Below are 17,262 nucleotides of genomic sequence, written 5' to 3'. Positions count from 1 at the left end.
GTCATGCCGCCTTCGGGATTGCGATCGAGATGAAGCCCCGTACGTGCCGGAGCCAAGCGAGAGCCGGTGGCATCGACATGTCGGAGTAGCTGAAATCGCGGGAATGCCGTTTCCATCCAGGCTGGCAGTCGGTGTCATCCATATTCGTCGCAGGGAACGTGACAGAGTCCGGGAGGTGGATCCAGTGGGGAGGGACCATAGGCCAGCTCTGCACCTCGGATGCGCTGACGCCGGTCGTCACGGTCTGGCCACTCAGAGCGCCGCCTACCGCGACGACGTCGTACAGGATGCGCGGTCCGTCGGCCCGGGCAGGGGCACCCACGGCAGTCATGTCATTGATGAACTGTTGGGCCGGCCCCGTCAGGCCGATCGCATCGCTCACGCAACCCCTCCGACATGCTTGGCGGTGACGAACTCGTCGCCGTTCGTAATCTTTACGATCTGCTCGTCGCGGAACGTCTCCGTGCCGCCTGCGGCCATGATGCGGGCGAGGTCGTAGCCGGCCGGGTCGACTCCGGCGAGGCGGAGCAGCGCGGCGGCAGTCTGGTCGTCGTCGTAGCTGCTTTGCGGCTCGCCGTCGATGGTGAAGCGAACCCTTTGGCGGGAGACGAACCGATTACCGTCCTTTAGGTTGATGATTTGGCCGTCGCGGATTTTCTCTTCGACGCCGTTCTTGTTGACAAGGAAAAGATCGGAGATCTTTGGGTCGCGTCCAGCGAGGCGCAGCAGCGCCGCCGCCTCCTGATCGCCATCCTGAGTGGTGAAAGCTTTGCCGTCGATAGAGATCTGCAAAGAGGTGGTTATGTTGGGGGCCATTTGGCCCTCCTTCCTTATGTAGCGTTGCTCCTACTTCCGGCCGGAAGCAGGTAGCCTATACCTGTCGGGTAAACCCGACTCTACCATAAGTTCCGTTTACCAAAGAGGTAAAGCTTGCAGCTCGCGTGGATAAGTCCTCAGCTTGAGGACTCTTGTGTCTCGGGAGCGCACCTTCGCGCTGTCGCCAATGGTCAGCTCGCGGCGGCTGAAGATCTCCTGCACGTCGTCGCCTACGCTCCACGGTTCGAAAATCTCGTGACGTTTCAGAGCGTCCGAATAGACGTCAACGCGGGAAATCTGACTCTCTCGATCGAGGAGGTTGAGATGCATGTACGTCCGCTAAGTTCCGACGGGGTTCCCAGCGCTGTCGCAAATCGGGCAGCATTGCCCGATCACGCTACATCGCAAGCGCTACTCGTCCAGGACTTCCACATTCGGGGCCGGTCGATCCTCCGGCCTGCGATCTGAATCGAGACTCATGACCACTTACATCGCCACAGACACGCAATTCGACTTCGCACCCCGGCCCGGCCGCATACTGCAACGCGAGCTCGACGCTCGTGCTATCAGCCAAGCGCAGCTCGCCGCCCGTACCGGGCTTAGCCCGAAGCACATCAACCTCGTCATCAAGGGAACAGCTGCGCTTTCCCCCGACGTCGCCGTCACGCTGGAAGAAATTCTCGGAGTTTCCGCCGAGACTTGGCTCCACTTGGAGGCAGCACATCAGGCACACGAGGCGCGGAAGGAGAGGCACAATGCTCTCGCCGGATTCGTCGAATGGGCGAATTCCTTCCCTCGACAGTTGCTTATCGACCGCAAAGTAATCGACAAGAATGATTCTGGTCCGGACGTTGCGGCAAAACTCTTAGGTTTCTTCGAGGTGGCCTCTCCTAACGCCTACGGTAAGACCTGGCTTGAGCCACAGGCGTCCTATAAGAGAAGTCAGATCCATTCCATTGATCCGAACCTGACGGCTCTCTGGCTGCGGCTATCGGAACTTCACGCTGCCGGCCTCATCGCCAACGCGCCGACGTACGATTCCGCGAAGTTGCGGGCTGCGGCCACCCTACTTCCTAAGCTCACTGTCAAGGACGACGTAGGAAAGGCATTCACGAAAGCGCAGGAACTTTTGCTCGACGCGGGTGTCGTTCTCGTATTTGTCCCAGAGATTCCTAACACTCGAATTAGCGGCGTATCGCGTTGGATTAACGGCACGCCAATGATTGCGGTGACAAGCAGATATAAGGCTCTCGATAGCTTGTGGTTCACGCTTCTGCACGAGATCGCTCACGTGCTTCTTCACCCGAAAAGAAGTACGTTCATTGATGAATTCAAGGCTGACGACGATGCGGATGCACAAGAAACAGCTGCCAATGCTTTCGCGGAGGACCATCTCATTCCGCGAGCCCACAGGGCGCAACTTGCCGCAATTACGACGGTAAATGGAATCGTCTCCCTCGCTAACGTGCTTGGTGTTTCCCCCAGCCTGGTCGCGGGTCAGTGGGCGTTCCGGACCAAGACGTGGGGTGGGCCGATCGCGAAGCTGCGTAAGAAATTCGACCTCGCGGAGTTGATCGCCTAGCCGACGAGGAGACCAGACGGGCAAGAGGAAGGAAAGCGACCGGCTTACGGGCACGCCGTGTCGCCGATTGTTGTGCAGCCTAAGACGGCCTTCACCCGTTGGCATGGACCGGGATTGGCAGGGGTCCTGTTCTCTGGTCCGTCCAGGCTGGTCATTTGCTTGACCCCCGGCCTCTGTTGCGCACCAAGTCGAGGTCGACCAGCATGCCAAGGAACTTTTGGTCGCCCAATACAATTCAATGCAAGTACGTGCGAGAAACAATGAACGCTGCACGGCATTGGGGACCGTGGGCCTGCTCCGCGCCTCCGCTGCCGCGGCTCGGAAGTGGGAATAATGGCCGGCAACAACAACGCCAACCTGGTGTGGAGCATCGCGAACATTTTGCGAGGCACCTATAAACCCGCCCAGTACGGCTCGGTGATTCTCCCTTTCACCATCCTCCGCCGCCTAGACTGCGTCCTTGAGAAGACCAAGAACGCTGTCCTCGCCGAAGCAGCAGCGAAGAAGGACCTGAACATCCCGCTGGACACCTTCTTGCAGAAGGCTTCCGGCCACAGCTTCTTCAATACCTCGAAGTTCAACTTTGCCAGGCTCCTCGATGACCCCACCAACATCAAGGCGAATATCCTCAACTACGTCCAGGGTTTCTCGGAAAACACCCGCGACATCTTCGAGCGTTTCGAGTTCTATAAGACACTCGAGAAGCTGGACAGCTCGGACCTGCTGTACCACGTCACCAAGGACTTCGCCGCTATCGATCTCCACCCGGAGACCATCAGCAACATCGAGATGGGCCTCATGTTCGAGGAACTCATCCGCCGCTTCGCCGAAGCATCCAACGAGACCGCCGGCGAGCACTTCACCCCGCGCGAAGTCATCCAACTCATGGTCCAGCTACTGCTGAACTATGACGATGACGTCCTCACCAAAGAAGGCATCGTCCGGTCCATCTACGATCCCACCGCCGGAACGGGCGGCATGCTCACCGTCGCCCAGGAACACCTGCACGCACTCAACCCCAGCGCCTCCCTCGTCGCCTACGGGCAGGAGATCAACGGCGAGTCTTACGCCATCTGCAAGTCGGACCTGCTGATCAAGGGCCAGGACATTTCCAAGATCTCTGTCGGCGATACCCTCGCCAACGACCAAAACATCGGCCAGCAGTTCGACTTCATGCTCTCCAACCCGCCCTTTGGCGTCGAGTGGAAGAAAATCCAGCCGCAGATCCAAAAGGAGCACGAACTCCACGGCTTCGAGGGTCGTTTCGGCCCTGGTCTGCCTCGCGTCAGCGACGGCTCGCTGCTGTTCCTGCTTCACCTGATTCGGAAGATGCGTCCCGCGCACCAAGGGGGTTCGCGTATCGGCATCGTCCTGAATGGCTCACCGCTGTTCAGTGGCGGCGCCGGCTCCGGCGAGTCCGAGATCCGTAGGTACCTTATTGAGAACGATCTCGTCGAAGCCATTATCGCCCTGCCGACAGACATGTTCTACAACACCGGCATCGCCACCTACATCTGGATCCTCTCCAACAGCAAGAAGCAGAAACACCCGGAGCGCGTCGGAAAGATCCAGCTCATCAACGCTGTCGAATGCTTCCAAAAAATGCGCAAAAGCCTTGGCTCGAAACGCAAGGAGCTCGGCCCCAAAGATGTCGCGCACATCGTCCAGCTCTACGGTACGTTCCAAGACAACGGCGAAACCTCCAAAGTCTTCAACAACCAGGATTTCGGCTACTCCACCATCACCGTCGAACGTCCTCTGAAGCTCAACTTCGCGTGCACGGGGGAGCGCATCGAGACCGTTCTGGCACAAAAATCTCTGGAGAAGCTCACCGATGACGAACGGCAGCTTCTCGAGAAGGCCATCATCCGGCTCGGCGAAGACGAGACGAAACTCTGGAAGAACCGGGAGGCCTTCGTTAAGAACCTCAAGCCCGCTCTTGCAGCCGCCGGCCTTAAGCTCGGCGCACCTGCCCTGAAAGCCGTCCTCACCGGATTGTCCGAACGCGATGAGACCGCCGATGTCTGCACAGGACCAAAGGGCTTGCCCGAAGCAGACCCGGACCTCCGCGACACTGAAAGCGTCCCACTCGGCGAAGTGATCCAGAAATACTTCGAGCGTGAGGTGCTTCCGCACGTTCCGGACGCTTGGATTGACGACGCCAAGACAAAGACTGGCTACGAGATCCCCTTTACACGGCACTTTCACAAGTACGAAGTGCCGCGGTCGCTGGACGAGATCGATGCAGACCTTAATAAGCTGTTCGCCGAGATCACGACACTGCTGGCTGAGGTAGAGAAGTGAAGACACAGTGGGTTGCTCTTCGCCGCCTCGTTCGGATAGCCAACGGCGGGACACCAACGCCTGAATCAGACAATTGGAACGGTGAGGTTCCATGGGCCACGCCAGTCGACCTAGGTCGGGCCAACGGCTTCTCGTTGAATGAAACGGAGCGCAACCTCACAACTAAGGGTGCTCTCTCAGGATCAACTATCGCGCCGAAGGGGAGCGTCTTACTCTCAACACGCGCTCCTATTGGTTACGCCGCAATCAATGATGTACCGATGGCCTTCAACCAAGGCTGTAAAGCTTTGATTCCCCGTGACGGCATCTCAGCCCCTTTCCTCAGATACTCGCTTGCCCATGTTGGACCGCAGCTCCAATCCATGGGCCAAGGATCCACATTCTTGGAGCTCTCTGCGTCTGCGTTGGCATCCGTCAAAATCCCCTTGTCCTCCACAAAGGTTCAGACCCAGATAGCCAAATTCCTAGACCGTGAGACGGCCCAGATTGACGAGCTGATCGGTAAGCAGGAGCTGCTTATCAAGCTGCTCGGCGAGAAGCGACAAGCCATCATTACCCACGCCGTCACCAAAGGCCTCAACCCTGACGCTCCGACCAAACGCTCCGGCGCCCCATGGCTTGGCGAAGTGCCGGCCCACTGGGATGTAGTGGGGTCCCGCCGCATCTTCCGCGAACGAGGGGAAAGAGCACGTCCCGATGATGAACAGCTGACTGCCTCGCAGGTCCACGGAATCATTTCGCAGGCTGAATTCGTGGCAACGACAGGTAATCGCGTTACATCGGTTATCAAGGGTGAAGAAATTCTGAAGCACGTGGAGCCTAACGATTTCGTCATTAGCATGCGAAGTTTCCAAGGGGGCCTCGAGCTTTCTCGCATCCAGGGCAAGATCAGTTCCGCTTACGTAATGCTTGTTCCCACTCCAGGAATAGATGTGGAGTACTTCCGATGGTTGTTCAAGTCTGATCGATACATTTCGGGCCTGCAGTCGACTAGCAATCTCGTTCGAGATGGGCAAGCGCTACGCTTTGCAAATTTCGCGCAACTTCGTCTTCCCGTTCCGCCGATTCAGGAGCAGGAGGCCATCGACGCTTGGATCAGGGAAAAACTCGCAGTGATGGACAAATTGCAAAAGCCTGTACTGCTAAGCCTCGATCTGTTGCGACAACGCCGCGCCGCCCTTATCTCCGCTGCGGTGACAGGCAAGATCGACATTCAAGAAGGGGGCTTCGAAGCGTGACGTTTCCTACGTGCATCTCCGGACCGTAAACGTGAAGCTCGGTCCGTATTTTTTCGACAGTTTCTGGGGGAACCAGCATGGCTCAGCACAACGAAATATCCTTCGAAGATGAGATTTGCCAGGCCCTTGCGGCCGAAGGTTGGATCTACGAGCCGGACCGTAAGAGCGGTGATTTGTACGACGCCACACGCGCGCTCGTGCCAGAAGACGTCTTCGCCTGGCTTGCCCACACCCAGCCGGAGCAGCTGGCCAAGGTTCTAAAGCCGACCGATTCACCTGGCGATCAGGAAACCGCCAGGCGGCTGCTGCTGGACCGGCTGTGCAAGGTCTTGGATAAACCCGCGGCCAAGGAAGCAGGCATGCTCTCAGTTCTGCGCACCGGGTTTAAGGACGTTGCCGCGAAGTTCGAGATGTGCCAGTTTAAGCCGGCCATGGGTCTTAACCCTGAGACGTTGGAACGCTACGGAAAGGTTCGACTCAGGGTAATTCGGCAGGTCCACTATTCGACCGTCGACACTAAGAAGAGCATCGACCTGGTCCTGTTCGTCAACGGACTTCCGGTCGCGACTATCGAGCTGAAGACGGACTTCACGCAGAACATCAGTGACGCCGTCGAGCAGTACCGCAAGGACCGACTGCCTCGCAACGGCAAAAACAAGGACGAGCCATTGCTGTCCTTCGGCCGCCGCGCTTTGGTGCATTTCGCTGTCAGTAACGACGAGATCCAAATGACAACCGAGCTGAAGGGCAAGGACACCTATTTCCTGCCCTTCAACGTTGGTGACAGCGGACGTGCCGGCAACCCGCCAAACCCGAAAGGATCGGCCACCAGCTACCTCTGGGAACGGGTCCTGCAGCGCGACTCTTGGCTGAACATCATTGGCAAATTCCTGCACCTGCAGATCAGTGACAAGACCAACCCGGTCACCGGGGAACGCGAAGTCCGCAAATCCTTGCTTTTTCCGCGCTACCACCAGTGGGACGTAGTTAATCAGTTGATCGAGACGTCCCGCACGGAGGGCCCAGGGAACCGATACCTTGTGCAGCATTCGGCGGGGTCCGGTAAGACCAACTCCATCGCGTGGACTGCGCACCAGCTCAGCGCGCTGCACGACGCCCAGGACCAGAAAATATTCGACTCTGTAATCGTAGTGACAGACCGAACAGTGCTCGACGCACAGCTGCAGGACGCGATCTACCAGATCGAGCACAAGTCCGGCGTCGTGGTCCCTATCCGTGGCAACGCCGGCTCCAAGTCCGGCGAACTCACTGCAGCGCTGGTTGCCCGGACGCCGATCATCATCGTCACCATCCAAACCTTCCCGTTTGCGCTGAAGGCTATCGCTGAATCCCAGGCCCTGAAAGGCCGGAACTTTGCCATAATCGCGGACGAGGCGCACTCGTCACAGACCGGATCCACAGCCAACAAACTCAAGAAGGTGCTTTCCGCGGAGGAGCTGGCGGACGTCAGCGACGGCGGCGAGTTCGACATCGAGTCCTTCCTGGCTGCCGAAATGGCGGAGCGGGCAGATGCGAAGAACATCAGTTACTTCGCTTTCACCGCGACGCCAAAGGCCAAAACCCTTGAGCTGTTCGGCCGCAAGGGCCCGGATGGGCTGCCGCAGCCGTTCCACCTGTATTCCATGCAGCAAGCCATCGAGGAGCGCTTCATCCTGGACGTCCTGCAGAACTACACCAGCTACAAGGTGGCGTACCGGCTGACCCACGAGGGCCGGGACTACGACTCGGATGACTCCCAGGTGGAGAAATCCGAGGCCCTGAAGTCTCTGATGAAGTGGGTGAAGCTGCATCCATACAACATCAGCCAGAAGGTTCAGGTGATTGTGGAGCACTTCCGCGAGAATGTCGCCTGGCGCCTCGGCGGTAAGGCCAAAGCTATGGTCGTCACTGGTTCCCGCAAGGAAGCCGTGCGTTACAAGCTCGCGATCGACAAGTACATCAGCGACGCCGGGTACACCGAACTGGGCACAATGGTCGCCTTCTCCGGAGAAGTAACCGATGCCGATTCTGGCCCCGAGGCATTCACCGAACTGAACATGAACCCAGGCCTGAAAGGCCGTACGCTGCCCGAGGCGTTCTCCACTGACGAGTACAAGATCATGCTCGTGGCCAACAAGTTCCAGACCGGCTTCGACCAGCCGCTGCTCGTTGCCATGTATGTGGACAAGAAACTCTCGGGCGTCTCCGCAGTTCAGACACTCTCCAGGCTGAATCGAACCGCCGTCGGCAAGGACCAGACTTTCGTGCTGGACTTCGTCAACGAACCCGCCGAGATTCTTGCCTCGTTCCAGCCGTACTTCCGGGAGGCCGCGCTGGAGGATGTGGCCAACCCGAACGTGGTGCACGACCTGCAGGCCAAGCTTGACGCCTCCCAGATCTACCTCGAGTCCGAGGTGGACGGCCTGGTGAAGTCCTATGTGCTTGAAGAAGGCAACAACGCCTTGTCCAGCTGGGTAGCGCCGGCTAAATCCCGATTCAACACCCGCTACAACGAAGCGGTGGCCGATGCTAACAAGGCCGCCCAGGACGAGCTGGACCTGTTCCGCAAGGATCTGGGCTCCTTCGTCCGCGCCTACGACTTCCTCTCCCAGATCTACGACTACGCCGACACCGACCTGGAGAAGCGCGCAATCTACTACAAGCACCTCCTGCCCGTGCTGCGAGTGAACGACGCCAAGGTGGCGCTGGATCTCTCCGGCGTCGTGCTCGCGAAGTACGCGCTCAAGGACAAAGGAGAGGCACAACTGCAGCTTTCCGGCGAAGGTGAGCTACTAAAGCCCCTAACTGATCCGGGAACTGGCCAGGCCAAGGATCCCGTCCTGGTCACCTGGGAGGAAGTCATCCAGCAGGCCAACCTGCCCTTCGAAGGGGAGGAACTGGACGCCGTGGCTCACTTCGTGGAAGGCGTGCGGCGGGAGCTGGTGAAAAACGAGACGCTGCAGAAACAGGCCAAGAACAACTCTCGGAGCCACTTCGGCAGCAGCCCGCACCTCGAAAAGGCTGTCAGCGACGCCGTCACCAACTCCATGGACAGCCACTACAACCTGAGCCTTCAGGCATTGGGGGACAAGACAAAGATGCATGCCTTGCTCAAGATGCTGAGCGAACTGGTCTACGAGGAACTGCAGGGCTGAGCGGTCATCTGTGGGGCCTAATCAGCTGGGACCGCGGCATCTATACGCGGATTCGGAGGAATGCTAGAGGCGTTTTCCTCGCCTTGGGATGCCTGCGGGGCGGCTATCTCCGGAAGCGAGAGGTACGTATAGTCATCGGTCTCGCGCAGCTTTAGAAGCCGTTCGCGCATGGCTGGACCGGCGGCGAGCCAGAGGGCATCCCGCTCGCGGAGCAGGTATTGCAACTCGATCCACCGGATCTTAACGAACCGGGTTCTGGGCCGCTGTTTAGCGGCTTGACGCATCCTCATCAGCCAGTAGGGCTCGGGTGATTCAATTCCAGAGTCGGCCATGGAACCAGCGTAAATTCGCAGCTGCTGATATTCAGCCCGTTCCCGGGAACCCTGCGGAAAAATTGCGGCCATGTCAGGCAGAATGGCCTCATGTGCGGCAGATACGTGATGTCCAAGGCCACCGGTGACCTGCTCAGCCACTTTGAAGCCAAAGAAGTGGAGGGCACCCCGCCGGCGCCAAGCTGGAACGTCGCGCCTACTCAGGCTGTGCCGATCATCGCGGAGCGGCTGGACGAGGGCAGCATCGAGCGTCACCTGCTCGTGGCGCACTGGGGTCTGGTGCCGTCATGGGCGAAGGACGTCAAAATCGGCTCCAAGCTGATCAACGCTAGGAGCGAGAGCATTTTGGAGAAGCCGTCGTTCCGCAAGGCGGCCGTCAAACGCAGAGGATTGCTACCCGCGGACGGGTACTACGAATGGCAGAAAACCGAAGACGGCAAGAAGATCCCCAACTACCTCTATTCCGAGAAAGAGCCCTTGCTGGGCTTCGCGGGTCTGTACGAGTGGTGGGCTGACCCGTCGCTGCCCGAGGACGATCCGAATCGGTGGCTACTCAGCTGCACGGTGCTGACCACCACCACGCAGGACGCCTTGGGGCACGTCCATGACCGTTCCCCGGTCATCATCCCGCGCGACCGTTTCGCGGAGTGGCTCGACCCGGACCTGACCGACAAGAACGACATCCAGCACCTGCTGGACTCCCTGCCAGAACCGACCCTGACACCTCGGATTGTCAGCCCCCGGGTCAACAGTGTCCGCAACAACGGGCCGGAGCTCATCGAGCCCGCCGAGCCTGCAGCCACATAGGCTCATGCGGTGATACTCACCGGCACCATCACTAACCCGGACGGCAGCTACAACCACATCGAGGCCGAAGGCGACACCTACGAAGAAGCACGGGAAAACCTCTACGCGCTTCTGGAAGAGGGCCAAAACCTCATCGTGATCCGCACGGATCGCTAACCCCCCTGCAGCCGGTCGGGCAGGACGACATCGGCAGGGGTCAGCTCCGGCCGCGCCCTGAGGATCCGCAAGGGGTGCCGGAAGGACCTGCCTGACCAGGCAGTGTCGGCGGAAACCTCAACAACCACGGGTTCAACGAGGGTCAGGGCCACGGGTTCCCTGTCCCGGTTAAACCTGTCCAGGGCCGTACCCTTCACGGTCGTCGGCCACGGATGCTCGCCGGCCGGCGGGTGAAGCCACCGGGCCAGTTCCGTGCTGTCACTTGTCTTTAACGGTGTGGACCGGCCGACGATCCGTAGCTTGCCGTCCAGAACCAGGCCGGCGACGACTTCTGAGGGCTGGGTGATCGGCCCGATCACTGCGCCACAGATAATTTCCAGAGTTTCCCTGTGCTTGAGCTTCAACCAGGACCGGACGCCCGGGGTGTAGGGCTGATTCGTGGCTTTGATGACCAGCCCTTCAACCCCTATGTGCGGCATGTCTTCCAGCCATTGCTGTGCCACATCCCGGTCAGTAGTGACGGGGGAGAGGGACAGCGGTGGTTCCCAGCCTGTGGCGAGTTCTTCCAAGAGTGCCCGCCGGTTGCTCAGCGGCAGGTCCCTTGCGTCATGTCCGGCAACGGCCAGCACATCGAAGGCCACGTAATTGGCCGGCGCCGCTTCCACCAGCCCCGGCAGGGTTCTTGGTCCTGCGCCCAGGCGCTGCTGCAGGGCGTCGAAGTTCAGCCGGCCCTGGCTCCAGATCACGGCTTCGCCGTCGATCACACATCCCGGAGGGACAGCAGCAGCGACCGCTGAATAGAGTTCAGGGAAGTACCCAGTCAGTTCCTTCCCTTGCCGGGACCACAGCGTGGCGCCCTGGTCATCCCTGACCGCAACACATCTGTACCCGTCCCATTTAGGTTCAAACAGCAGGGCCCCGTGTACTGCGCCACTGCGGGGCATCGTCTTGACGGCGCGGGCAAGTGCGACTTTCACCGGCGGGGTAAGTTCCGCCGGTAATCCCGCTACGTGGTCCATGGCCCTACGCTACGCGGCGGCCGCCCCGTCGTCAGTGATGGACGTCAGCAGCCACTGCTCGGAGAGGGGCTCGCGGCGAAGTTCAAAGGTCCGCAGCGGCGAGTCCGACGTGTGACTGACCTGGACGCGCCAGTATTCGATGTCGAGGACGTTCCCGATTCCTACGGGCACGCTCCGGCGGGTTTCCCACCAGGAGTCCCTGGTGAACCAGTGGGCAGTGTCGAGGGTTGGATCGACGGCCCAAATTCGCCCGCCGTAGCGGACGGCCAGGGGAGTGCCGGCTGCGGTGAACCGGACGTCGACCGGAGTGCTGAGGGTGGGAGCTTCGGGAGTGATGGTCATGTGCTTGGTTTTCTTCCTGGGTGGTGCAGAGAGCAGCCGTCTAGGCGGCTTTGACGAGGGGGAGTTCGTCCCAGTGGGTGGTGTATCTGGGGGAGAGCATGTCCCGTTTCATGGTCCAGTCCGGCCCGCCGCGGATCCCGCCGTGGCCAAGGCCGATGGATCCGCGGCCGTACCGGCGGGTGACGTCCTCCAGCAGGGTTCCAATGTGCCGTTCCTCGTGCGGGTTTTCGAACAGTGACAGGGGTGCCTGGTTGCCGCTGGGGCGCAGGTCAGTGACCATGATCCCGGCCCTGGCATACCGGACGCCCTCGACGATCCGGGGCAGTAGGGCGTGGCCGGCTTTGGTCAGGATCACCGGGTCGGCGGTGGGCATCGGCAACGGCACGCACACGGACGGGTATGAGGTGTCTTTGGGGTTAAAGTGCGAGGTTCCGGCGAACGCGGTCAGGACCTTGGCCTGCAGCCCGTGTTTGGCCAGCCGCGCCGATGCCTGCTGCCCGTACACACTCATCACCTGCCGGATTCCCGCGGCGGTGGTGATGGGTTTGGCGAACGAGCGGGAGAAGATCAGCTGGTCCCGTCCGATCCGTTCCTCTTCCATGGGGATGCAGGGGGTTCCCTGCAGTTCTAGGACGGTGCGCATCATCACGACATTGAACTTGTCCCGGATCGCGACCGGGTCGGCCCGGACCAGGTCAGCAATGGTGAAGATGCCCATCACGTTCAGCCGCCTGGTCAGCCGCCCGGCGATGCCCCACACCTCCTCTACCGACAGCCGGCCCAGCAGTGCCTCCCGCTCCGATGCGGGGACGGAGTCCCAGTGGCACACCCCCGCAAAGGCCTTGTTGTTCTTCGCCCACTTGTTGGCCAGCTTTGCCAGCGTCTTCGTCGGGGCGATCCCGACGCAGACCGGCACGCCGACGTTCCGGCGGACGGCCGCTTTCATCGACCGGCCCGCCGCCAAAAGCTCGGCCGGGGAGCCTTTGACGCCGAGGAAGGCTTCATCGATGCTGTAGACCTCCAGCCAGGCCGAGTACCGGCCCAGCAGCTCCATAACCCGGGAGCTGATATCGCCATACAGCTCGTAGTTGCTGGAAAGTGCGATCAGGCCCCATTCCTTCGCCCGCGGGGCGAGCTTGAACCAGGGATCTCCCATGCCGATGCCCAGGGCTTTGGCTTCGGGGGAGCGGGTGACGGCGCAGCCGTCGTTATTGGACAGCACGATGACGGGCTTGCCTTCCAGGGAAGGGTTGAACGCCCGCTCGGCGGAGGCGTAGAAGCAGTTCACATCTACGTGAGCGATCTGCGGCATATGCCGCATCAATGCTGGCTTAGACATGGTGTAAACACCGGACGGCCGTCCCCCAAATGCTCAGATTGGCCAGCGCCGGGACTTCGATGTCGGGGTAGGCCGGGTTCTCGGCCTGGAGGATCACCCCTGTCGGGGTGATCCTCAGCCGCTTGATCGTAAGCTCCCCGTCCAGGACCGCGACGACCACGGAACCGTCGCGCGGCTCCAGGGACCGGTCCACGATCAGCTCGTCGCCGTCGCTGATCCCGGCACCTTCCATCGACTCCCCGGACACCCGCACCACATAGGTGCTGGTGACGTCCTTTATCAGGTGCGCGTTCAGGTCGATCCGGCCATCAAAGTAGTCCTGTGCCGGCGACGGAAACCCCGCTGCTACCGGCACCGGAGAAACCAGCACCGACAACAACGAAACGCCCGCATCTATCACACGGGGACCGACAATCACGCTCACGACTCGCCTTTATTCGAATATTCGTTCGATTGAGTCTCCATGCTACCCCTCGCCTACGACAGGGCAACAAAAGACGGTCGGGCGCAGCGGGGGAGGTGGTGGCTGCCCACAGCCAGGGACAATTTCATCAGGGTTATCCACCGCTACGACTGCTGAAGGGAGCTTCCCCATGGCTCCCAAGATCCAGCCGTGGATAACCCGAATTGCCCCCAGCCTGGACAGGACCAGCTCGGCGGCCGTGTCCGTGGACAGCGAGCTGCCCATCGCCTTCCATCACCAACGCCCTGCAACCTGGAGGGTTCGGGAGTCCGGCCCAGATTGGGGCGAGAAATGCAGCCCCAAGGGAATGACCGTCAACGCCCGGGGTCGGCTGACGCCAGCGTCGTGGACGCCTGCGAAAAAGCACACGCCAACTAGGCCGGCACTGGGGGGGTGGTACTTCGACCCCCAGGGCAGCCGCCGAGGGGGATAAGACAATTTTGGGGTGAGCATCCCGCCGGTTCGTACTCGAGAACGTCCAGCGAGTGACCATATGGGACGAATGGGGACCGAATCGGGGGCCGCTCTACGGCGTTCCGTGGCGCAGCTGGCCCACCCCGGACGGCGGCCATGTCGACCCGCTCGCCGAGCGTGGGCAGGCATGGACGTGTCCCCGTGCCATCCGGTCTTACGGTCCTAGCTAGCCAGCGGCCACCTTCCCCGGAACCCGCTGGAACCAATCTTCGACAGCCCACCTACGAACACCAGATGTTGGGCCATATCAGCCCCGAACTCCCCCAGATCGAGGGGAACAGGCGCCTGACTGGGAGGCAACATTAGCCCCACGAGGCAACAGCAACAACGGGAAAATATTGGTGTGGATAACGCATACGGCAGAATTGGAGGGTAGCCAACGAGGGATATACAACAGCCGGGACCGGAGGTTAACCAACGTCGCGTGTTGGTGACTAACGCCACCACATGCCGGAGGCCGTCATGCCGCCCAGATACGCTTGTTGTGTAGCTGATTTGGCAGCTGACTTTAAATGCGTGAAGCCCGCGCCAACGGGCTTCAGCAAGTCCAGAGTCAGCCGGTTTGAGCCGTTGACACTAGGCGTTGTATTGGGAGATACACACCTAGGTTATGTCCTGCTGCCCCTTGGCAGCCAGTCCTGACAGTTGACGGCTCCTTTTCTCGGAAGGAAGGGATGCCGCAATGACCCGGCCCAAACAACAGCCCCCATGGGCAATGTTCAGCTTCATCGTCAATGTCGCGCGCCTGATCTACACGGTGGTTATCACCTGGATCGACCCCTGGCACTGGCGCTAACGCTCCGCACCTGCCGGGCTTGACCCCCAGGCCCGGCAGCTTGCGGGGGACAAGATGATTCCTGAGCATGGAAAAGCGCCCGCACGATCTGCCGTACCGGCAGGCTGTGCGGGCGCTTTGCTGGGTCCTGGTGCCGATCGCCCGGGCCGGGGCTGCTACTGCTTGGCTGCGCCCTGGAGGCAGGGTGCGCCCGGTGGCGGTCGCGCCGGATATGTTCAGCCGGCGATGGCCCTGCGCCCGCGGCGGGCACGGTCCGGTCTACCTCTCCGGCTGGGCGCCGGAGGCGGAGTCCTCTATGTGTAGGTCATGGAGGGTGGTGGCCAAGGCTCGCACGGTCGCCACGTCTTCCTGCCAGGGCTTTCCACCCCGGGAACAGGCGTGCAAGCGTTTTACACCTGAAGCCTTTGCCGCTTCATTGAGTTCGGCCCATGCCTGCTGCAACTCGGCGAGTTGCGCGGGCGTTAATGATGGCTCTGACGCTGCCGGGGAGGTTAGTGGCGGGGAGTCGGCCGCGGTCTCGACCGTGCTTGCCGGCTTCCGTTGGAAAAAGCTTCGCAGTCCCATACATCCTGCCCCTCTGACTAGAGTCCCGCCAGGAGAGAACTTCCCCAAGTTCCGCTGCAACCGACGGGACGCTCCTACGGTACCAACATCCCGGATCCCGCAGGGGAGAACAGAAGGTCCGCATTCCGAAGAGTGCGGACCTTCTGCGTTGCAAACATCCTGCTGCTTACGTTTACGAGCATGCCACATTGGCAAGCTTGCTGAGTTGTGCCGCCGACGTCATTGCCAACGGGAGGGACAGGCTTTCCGCTGGAACGAATCTGGTTTCCGCTGCGCTTCAACCAGGTGATGGGCGTCCGCTGGCGCGGCCGGCTGTTGGGTCCAGGGCGTGCCGTCGCAGAGCTCCGGACCCCCTGAACCTGGTGTGTCTACGACGTTTTGGCTGCTGTCCCAAGGGATTGTACGTGCCCGTTCCAGCCTGTCTAGCCCCTCCAAAGTCGGGGCCTGCGTGCCGGAAATTCCTGAACTCAGGATCCTCGCACGCTCGGATCCTCCCAGGATTTTCCGGCCCTTGCCCAAGGGTAGACAGGCTTCCATCGGTCACAGCTCCGCAAGCTTCGCCAGCAGCCAAAACAACGGGGGAGAGGGGAAGCTGGCCACTCATCACGAGCGCTCCTCCAACCCAACTCTCGGCAAAGGACAAACCACATGAACGCGATCGCTACCGACACCGTGACCACCGCCGACACCGGCGAGGAAATCGAAGGCGTCACCGTCCTGCGGGACTATCACATGAACGGAGGCTACGACTGGATGGAACTCATCGAAGAACACGGCTGGGCAGTGATTCCCAGCTGGGGGAGCGAGGGCTGGGACCTGGGCCAGTGGCCCCTCGTCATGGTCGCCGGTATCCGGACCGCCGATGGCATCGGCAACTTATTCGGTGTCGCCACGTACTGCGAAGGCGACGTGACCTGCACCTTCTACCGCAGCAAGTCTCAGCAGCACGAAGCCATCACCAAACACGCCCACTACTGGTGGAAGAACGGGACTGCGCACGGCCCGACCAACCTACCCGAAACCGCCACCGGACTACCCGACCGAGACCGCCGTCCCTACACAGGCTGGACGGACTAAACGACCCGTCGCCCCAGCTAGGCACGCGTGACGACCGTGAGGCTGGGCGCTTCGATGATGCATCAAGCGAATAATGCCCGGTCACCTTCTATCGGACCAAGGCGAGGTTCTGGACCGCGATAAGTGAGCAGGCGTTCTTTCACTGGAAGAACGGACAGGCCCACGGACCGGAAGACCTGCCCGAATCCGCCGCCGAACTACCCAGCCGCTACCGGATGCCCTGCACCCTCACGGACGCGGCCTAACCAGCACTGACAACCGCTGTACTGCCCGGCCGGAGCCGGGCAGTACAGCACCCACGACTTCAAAGGAGCCAGCACATGAGCAACGACACCACCGCCCCCAAGGGCATCACCGCCCTGATCTACCGCGACTCCCTGGGCACGGACTTCTCGAACCGGGGCATCTCCGCCCGCGTCATGGAAGTAACCGTCATTGGCGAAGACATCGACCCGGTGTTCGAGGCCACCGAGGAACGTCCCGCCGTCCGGCTCGTCAAAAACGAGCACTTCCACCGGGGAACCGTGATCCACGCCGAGCCGGTCGCCCCGGAAGGTGAACCCGGCCCGTGGTACATGTTCGGCGGCACGTTTATCTTCAGCAGTGACGCCAGGTTCCGCCGCGCGGCCGGACACTATGGCGCCGTCCCGCTCCACGACCGCCGCGAATAGGGCCGATGGTGGCCGGTCTTTCGGGGCCGGTCACCCGCGGGCGGTCCGCCGTCGTGGCCGGCTTGCGCTGGTGGTCGCCGGCGGCGGACCGCCCATCCCGCAGCAGCCAGGTGCCGGGCGGCGGCCG

Annotated in this window: 16 protein-coding genes and 1 pseudogene; 9 read left to right on the top strand and 8 right to left on the bottom strand. The window is 61.0% G+C overall.

Going from position 1 to position 17,262, the window contains the following annotated elements:
- Position 1: 1 nt before the first annotated feature.
- The 3 genes from B5520_RS22820 to B5520_RS18455 form a co-directional block, all read right to left on the bottom strand.
- Complete coding sequence (locus B5520_RS22820) at positions 2-382, bottom strand: hypothetical protein (RefSeq protein ID WP_176156917.1); 381 nt, start codon at positions 380-382, stop codon at positions 2-4.
- Positions 379-816 (bottom strand): multiubiquitin domain-containing protein, encoded by a 438-nt coding sequence (locus B5520_RS18460; protein ID WP_079598534.1) that lies wholly within the window; start codon positions 814-816, stop codon positions 379-381. Before B5520_RS18460 ends, B5520_RS22820 begins: the two co-directional genes overlap by 4 nt.
- Before the next feature lie 96 nt (positions 817-912).
- Complete coding sequence (locus B5520_RS18455; RefSeq protein WP_079598533.1) at positions 913-1,146, bottom strand: hypothetical protein; 234 nt, start codon at positions 1,144-1,146, stop codon at positions 913-915.
- A gap of 148 nt (positions 1,147-1,294) precedes the next feature.
- Here B5520_RS18455 and B5520_RS18450 point away from each other — a divergent pair, with 148 nt between their 5' ends.
- The 4 genes from B5520_RS18450 to B5520_RS18435 all read left to right on the top strand — a co-directional run bounded on the left by B5520_RS18450 (position 1,295) and on the right by B5520_RS18435 (position 9,095).
- On the top strand, positions 1,295-2,398 hold the full coding sequence (locus B5520_RS18450; protein ID WP_079598532.1) for an ImmA/IrrE family metallo-endopeptidase: 1,104 nt from the start codon (positions 1,295-1,297) through the stop codon (positions 2,396-2,398).
- Positions 2,399-2,731: 333 nt separating this feature from the next.
- Positions 2,732-4,702, top strand: coding sequence for a type I restriction-modification system subunit M (locus B5520_RS18445; RefSeq protein WP_079598531.1), 1,971 nt, complete (start codon positions 2,732-2,734; stop codon positions 4,700-4,702).
- Positions 4,699-5,940, top strand: a complete 1,242-nt coding sequence (locus tag B5520_RS18440) for a restriction endonuclease subunit S (protein ID WP_079598530.1) — start codon at positions 4,699-4,701, stop codon at positions 5,938-5,940. The genes B5520_RS18445 and B5520_RS18440 overlap by 4 nt, the downstream gene beginning before the upstream one ends.
- Positions 5,941-6,017: 77 nt before the next feature.
- Positions 6,018-9,095, top strand: a complete 3,078-nt coding sequence (locus tag B5520_RS18435) for a type I restriction endonuclease subunit R (RefSeq protein ID WP_079598529.1) — start codon at positions 6,018-6,020, stop codon at positions 9,093-9,095.
- Between the two features lie 17 nt (positions 9,096-9,112).
- Here B5520_RS18435 and B5520_RS18430 read toward each other — a convergent pair whose 3' ends face one another.
- Positions 9,113-9,427, bottom strand: coding sequence for a hypothetical protein (locus B5520_RS18430; protein ID WP_139386259.1), 315 nt, complete (start codon positions 9,425-9,427; stop codon positions 9,113-9,115).
- 90 nt (positions 9,428-9,517) lie between these two features.
- Here B5520_RS18430 and B5520_RS18425 point away from each other — a divergent pair, with 90 nt between their 5' ends.
- Entirely contained in the window at positions 9,518-10,234 is a 717-nt protein-coding gene (locus tag B5520_RS18425; RefSeq protein ID WP_079598527.1) for an SOS response-associated peptidase, read from the top strand.
- A 9-nt stretch (positions 10,235-10,243) separates the two neighbouring features.
- Positions 10,244-10,390 (top strand): hypothetical protein, encoded by a 147-nt coding sequence (locus B5520_RS22815; protein WP_156400164.1) that lies wholly within the window; start codon positions 10,244-10,246, stop codon positions 10,388-10,390.
- On the opposite strand, the gene B5520_RS18420 is transcribed toward B5520_RS22815, so the two are convergent.
- Genes B5520_RS18420 through B5520_RS18405 form a run of 4 tightly spaced genes read right to left on the bottom strand, consistent with a single transcriptional unit; the run spans position 10,387 to position 13,514 of the window.
- Entirely contained in the window at positions 10,387-11,409 is a 1,023-nt protein-coding gene (locus tag B5520_RS18420; RefSeq protein WP_079598526.1) for an ATP-dependent DNA ligase, read from the bottom strand. The genes B5520_RS22815 and B5520_RS18420 overlap by 4 nt on opposite strands.
- Before the next feature lie 9 nt (positions 11,410-11,418).
- Positions 11,419-11,751, bottom strand: coding sequence for a hypothetical protein (locus tag B5520_RS18415; RefSeq protein ID WP_079598525.1), 333 nt, complete (start codon positions 11,749-11,751; stop codon positions 11,419-11,421).
- Positions 11,752-11,791: 40 nt separating this feature from the next.
- Positions 11,792-13,072 (bottom strand): Y-family DNA polymerase, encoded by a 1,281-nt coding sequence (locus B5520_RS18410; protein WP_254865641.1) that lies wholly within the window; start codon positions 13,070-13,072, stop codon positions 11,792-11,794.
- 10 nt (positions 13,073-13,082) lie between these two features.
- Positions 13,083-13,514: a LexA family protein gene (locus tag B5520_RS18405; protein ID WP_079598523.1), complete on the bottom strand. Its 432-nt coding sequence runs from the start codon at positions 13,512-13,514 to the stop codon at positions 13,083-13,085.
- Between the two features lie 497 nt (positions 13,515-14,011).
- On the opposite strand from B5520_RS18405, the pseudogene B5520_RS23280 reads away from it, so the two are divergent.
- The 3 genes and pseudogenes from B5520_RS23280 to B5520_RS18390 all read left to right on the top strand — a co-directional run.
- Positions 14,012-14,143 (top strand): annotated as a pseudogene (locus B5520_RS23280) (thymidylate synthase); the annotation flags it as partial.
- Positions 14,144-16,035: 1,892 nt separating this feature from the next.
- A complete protein-coding gene (locus B5520_RS18395; protein ID WP_079598521.1) occupies positions 16,036-16,464 on the top strand; it encodes a hypothetical protein in 429 nt (142 codons plus the stop codon).
- A 320-nt stretch (positions 16,465-16,784) separates the two neighbouring features.
- Positions 16,785-17,135, top strand: a complete 351-nt coding sequence (locus B5520_RS18390; RefSeq protein WP_079598520.1) for a hypothetical protein — start codon at positions 16,785-16,787, stop codon at positions 17,133-17,135.
- Positions 17,136-17,262 lie beyond the last annotated feature (127 nt).

Source organism: Arthrobacter sp. P2b (assembly GCF_900168295.1).
Taxonomy (GTDB): Bacteria; Actinomycetota; Actinomycetes; order Actinomycetales; family Micrococcaceae; genus Arthrobacter.
The sequence above is the reverse complement of the archived record's forward strand: the minus strand, read 5'-3'. Positions and strand labels throughout refer to the sequence as shown.

Coding starts and splice junctions, on each gene's coding strand:
- B5520_RS18460 (WP_079598534.1), bottom strand. CDS start 816: ATGGCCCCCAACATAACCACCTCTTTGCAGATCTCTATCGACGGCAAA.
- B5520_RS18455 (WP_079598533.1), bottom strand. CDS start 1,146: ATGCATCTCAACCTCCTCGATCGAGAGAGTCAGATTTCCCGCGTTGAC.
- B5520_RS18450 (WP_079598532.1), top strand. CDS start 1,295: ATGACCACTTACATCGCCACAGACACGCAATTCGACTTCGCACCCCGG.
- B5520_RS18445 (WP_079598531.1), top strand. CDS start 2,732: ATGGCCGGCAACAACAACGCCAACCTGGTGTGGAGCATCGCGAACATT.
- B5520_RS18435 (WP_079598529.1), top strand. CDS start 6,018: ATGGCTCAGCACAACGAAATATCCTTCGAAGATGAGATTTGCCAGGCC.
- B5520_RS18430 (WP_139386259.1), bottom strand. CDS start 9,427: ATGGCCGACTCTGGAATTGAATCACCCGAGCCCTACTGGCTGATGAGG.
- B5520_RS18425 (WP_079598527.1), top strand. CDS start 9,518: ATGTGCGGCAGATACGTGATGTCCAAGGCCACCGGTGACCTGCTCAGC.
- B5520_RS18420 (WP_079598526.1), bottom strand. CDS start 11,409: ATGGACCACGTAGCGGGATTACCGGCGGAACTTACCCCGCCGGTGAAA.
- B5520_RS18415 (WP_079598525.1), bottom strand. CDS start 11,751: ATGACCATCACTCCCGAAGCTCCCACCCTCAGCACTCCGGTCGACGTC.
- B5520_RS18410 (WP_254865641.1), bottom strand. CDS start 13,072: ATGCGGCATATGCCGCAGATCGCTCACGTAGATGTGAACTGCTTCTAC.
- B5520_RS18395 (WP_079598521.1), top strand. CDS start 16,036: ATGAACGCGATCGCTACCGACACCGTGACCACCGCCGACACCGGCGAG.
- B5520_RS18390 (WP_079598520.1), top strand. CDS start 16,785: ATGAGCAACGACACCACCGCCCCCAAGGGCATCACCGCCCTGATCTAC.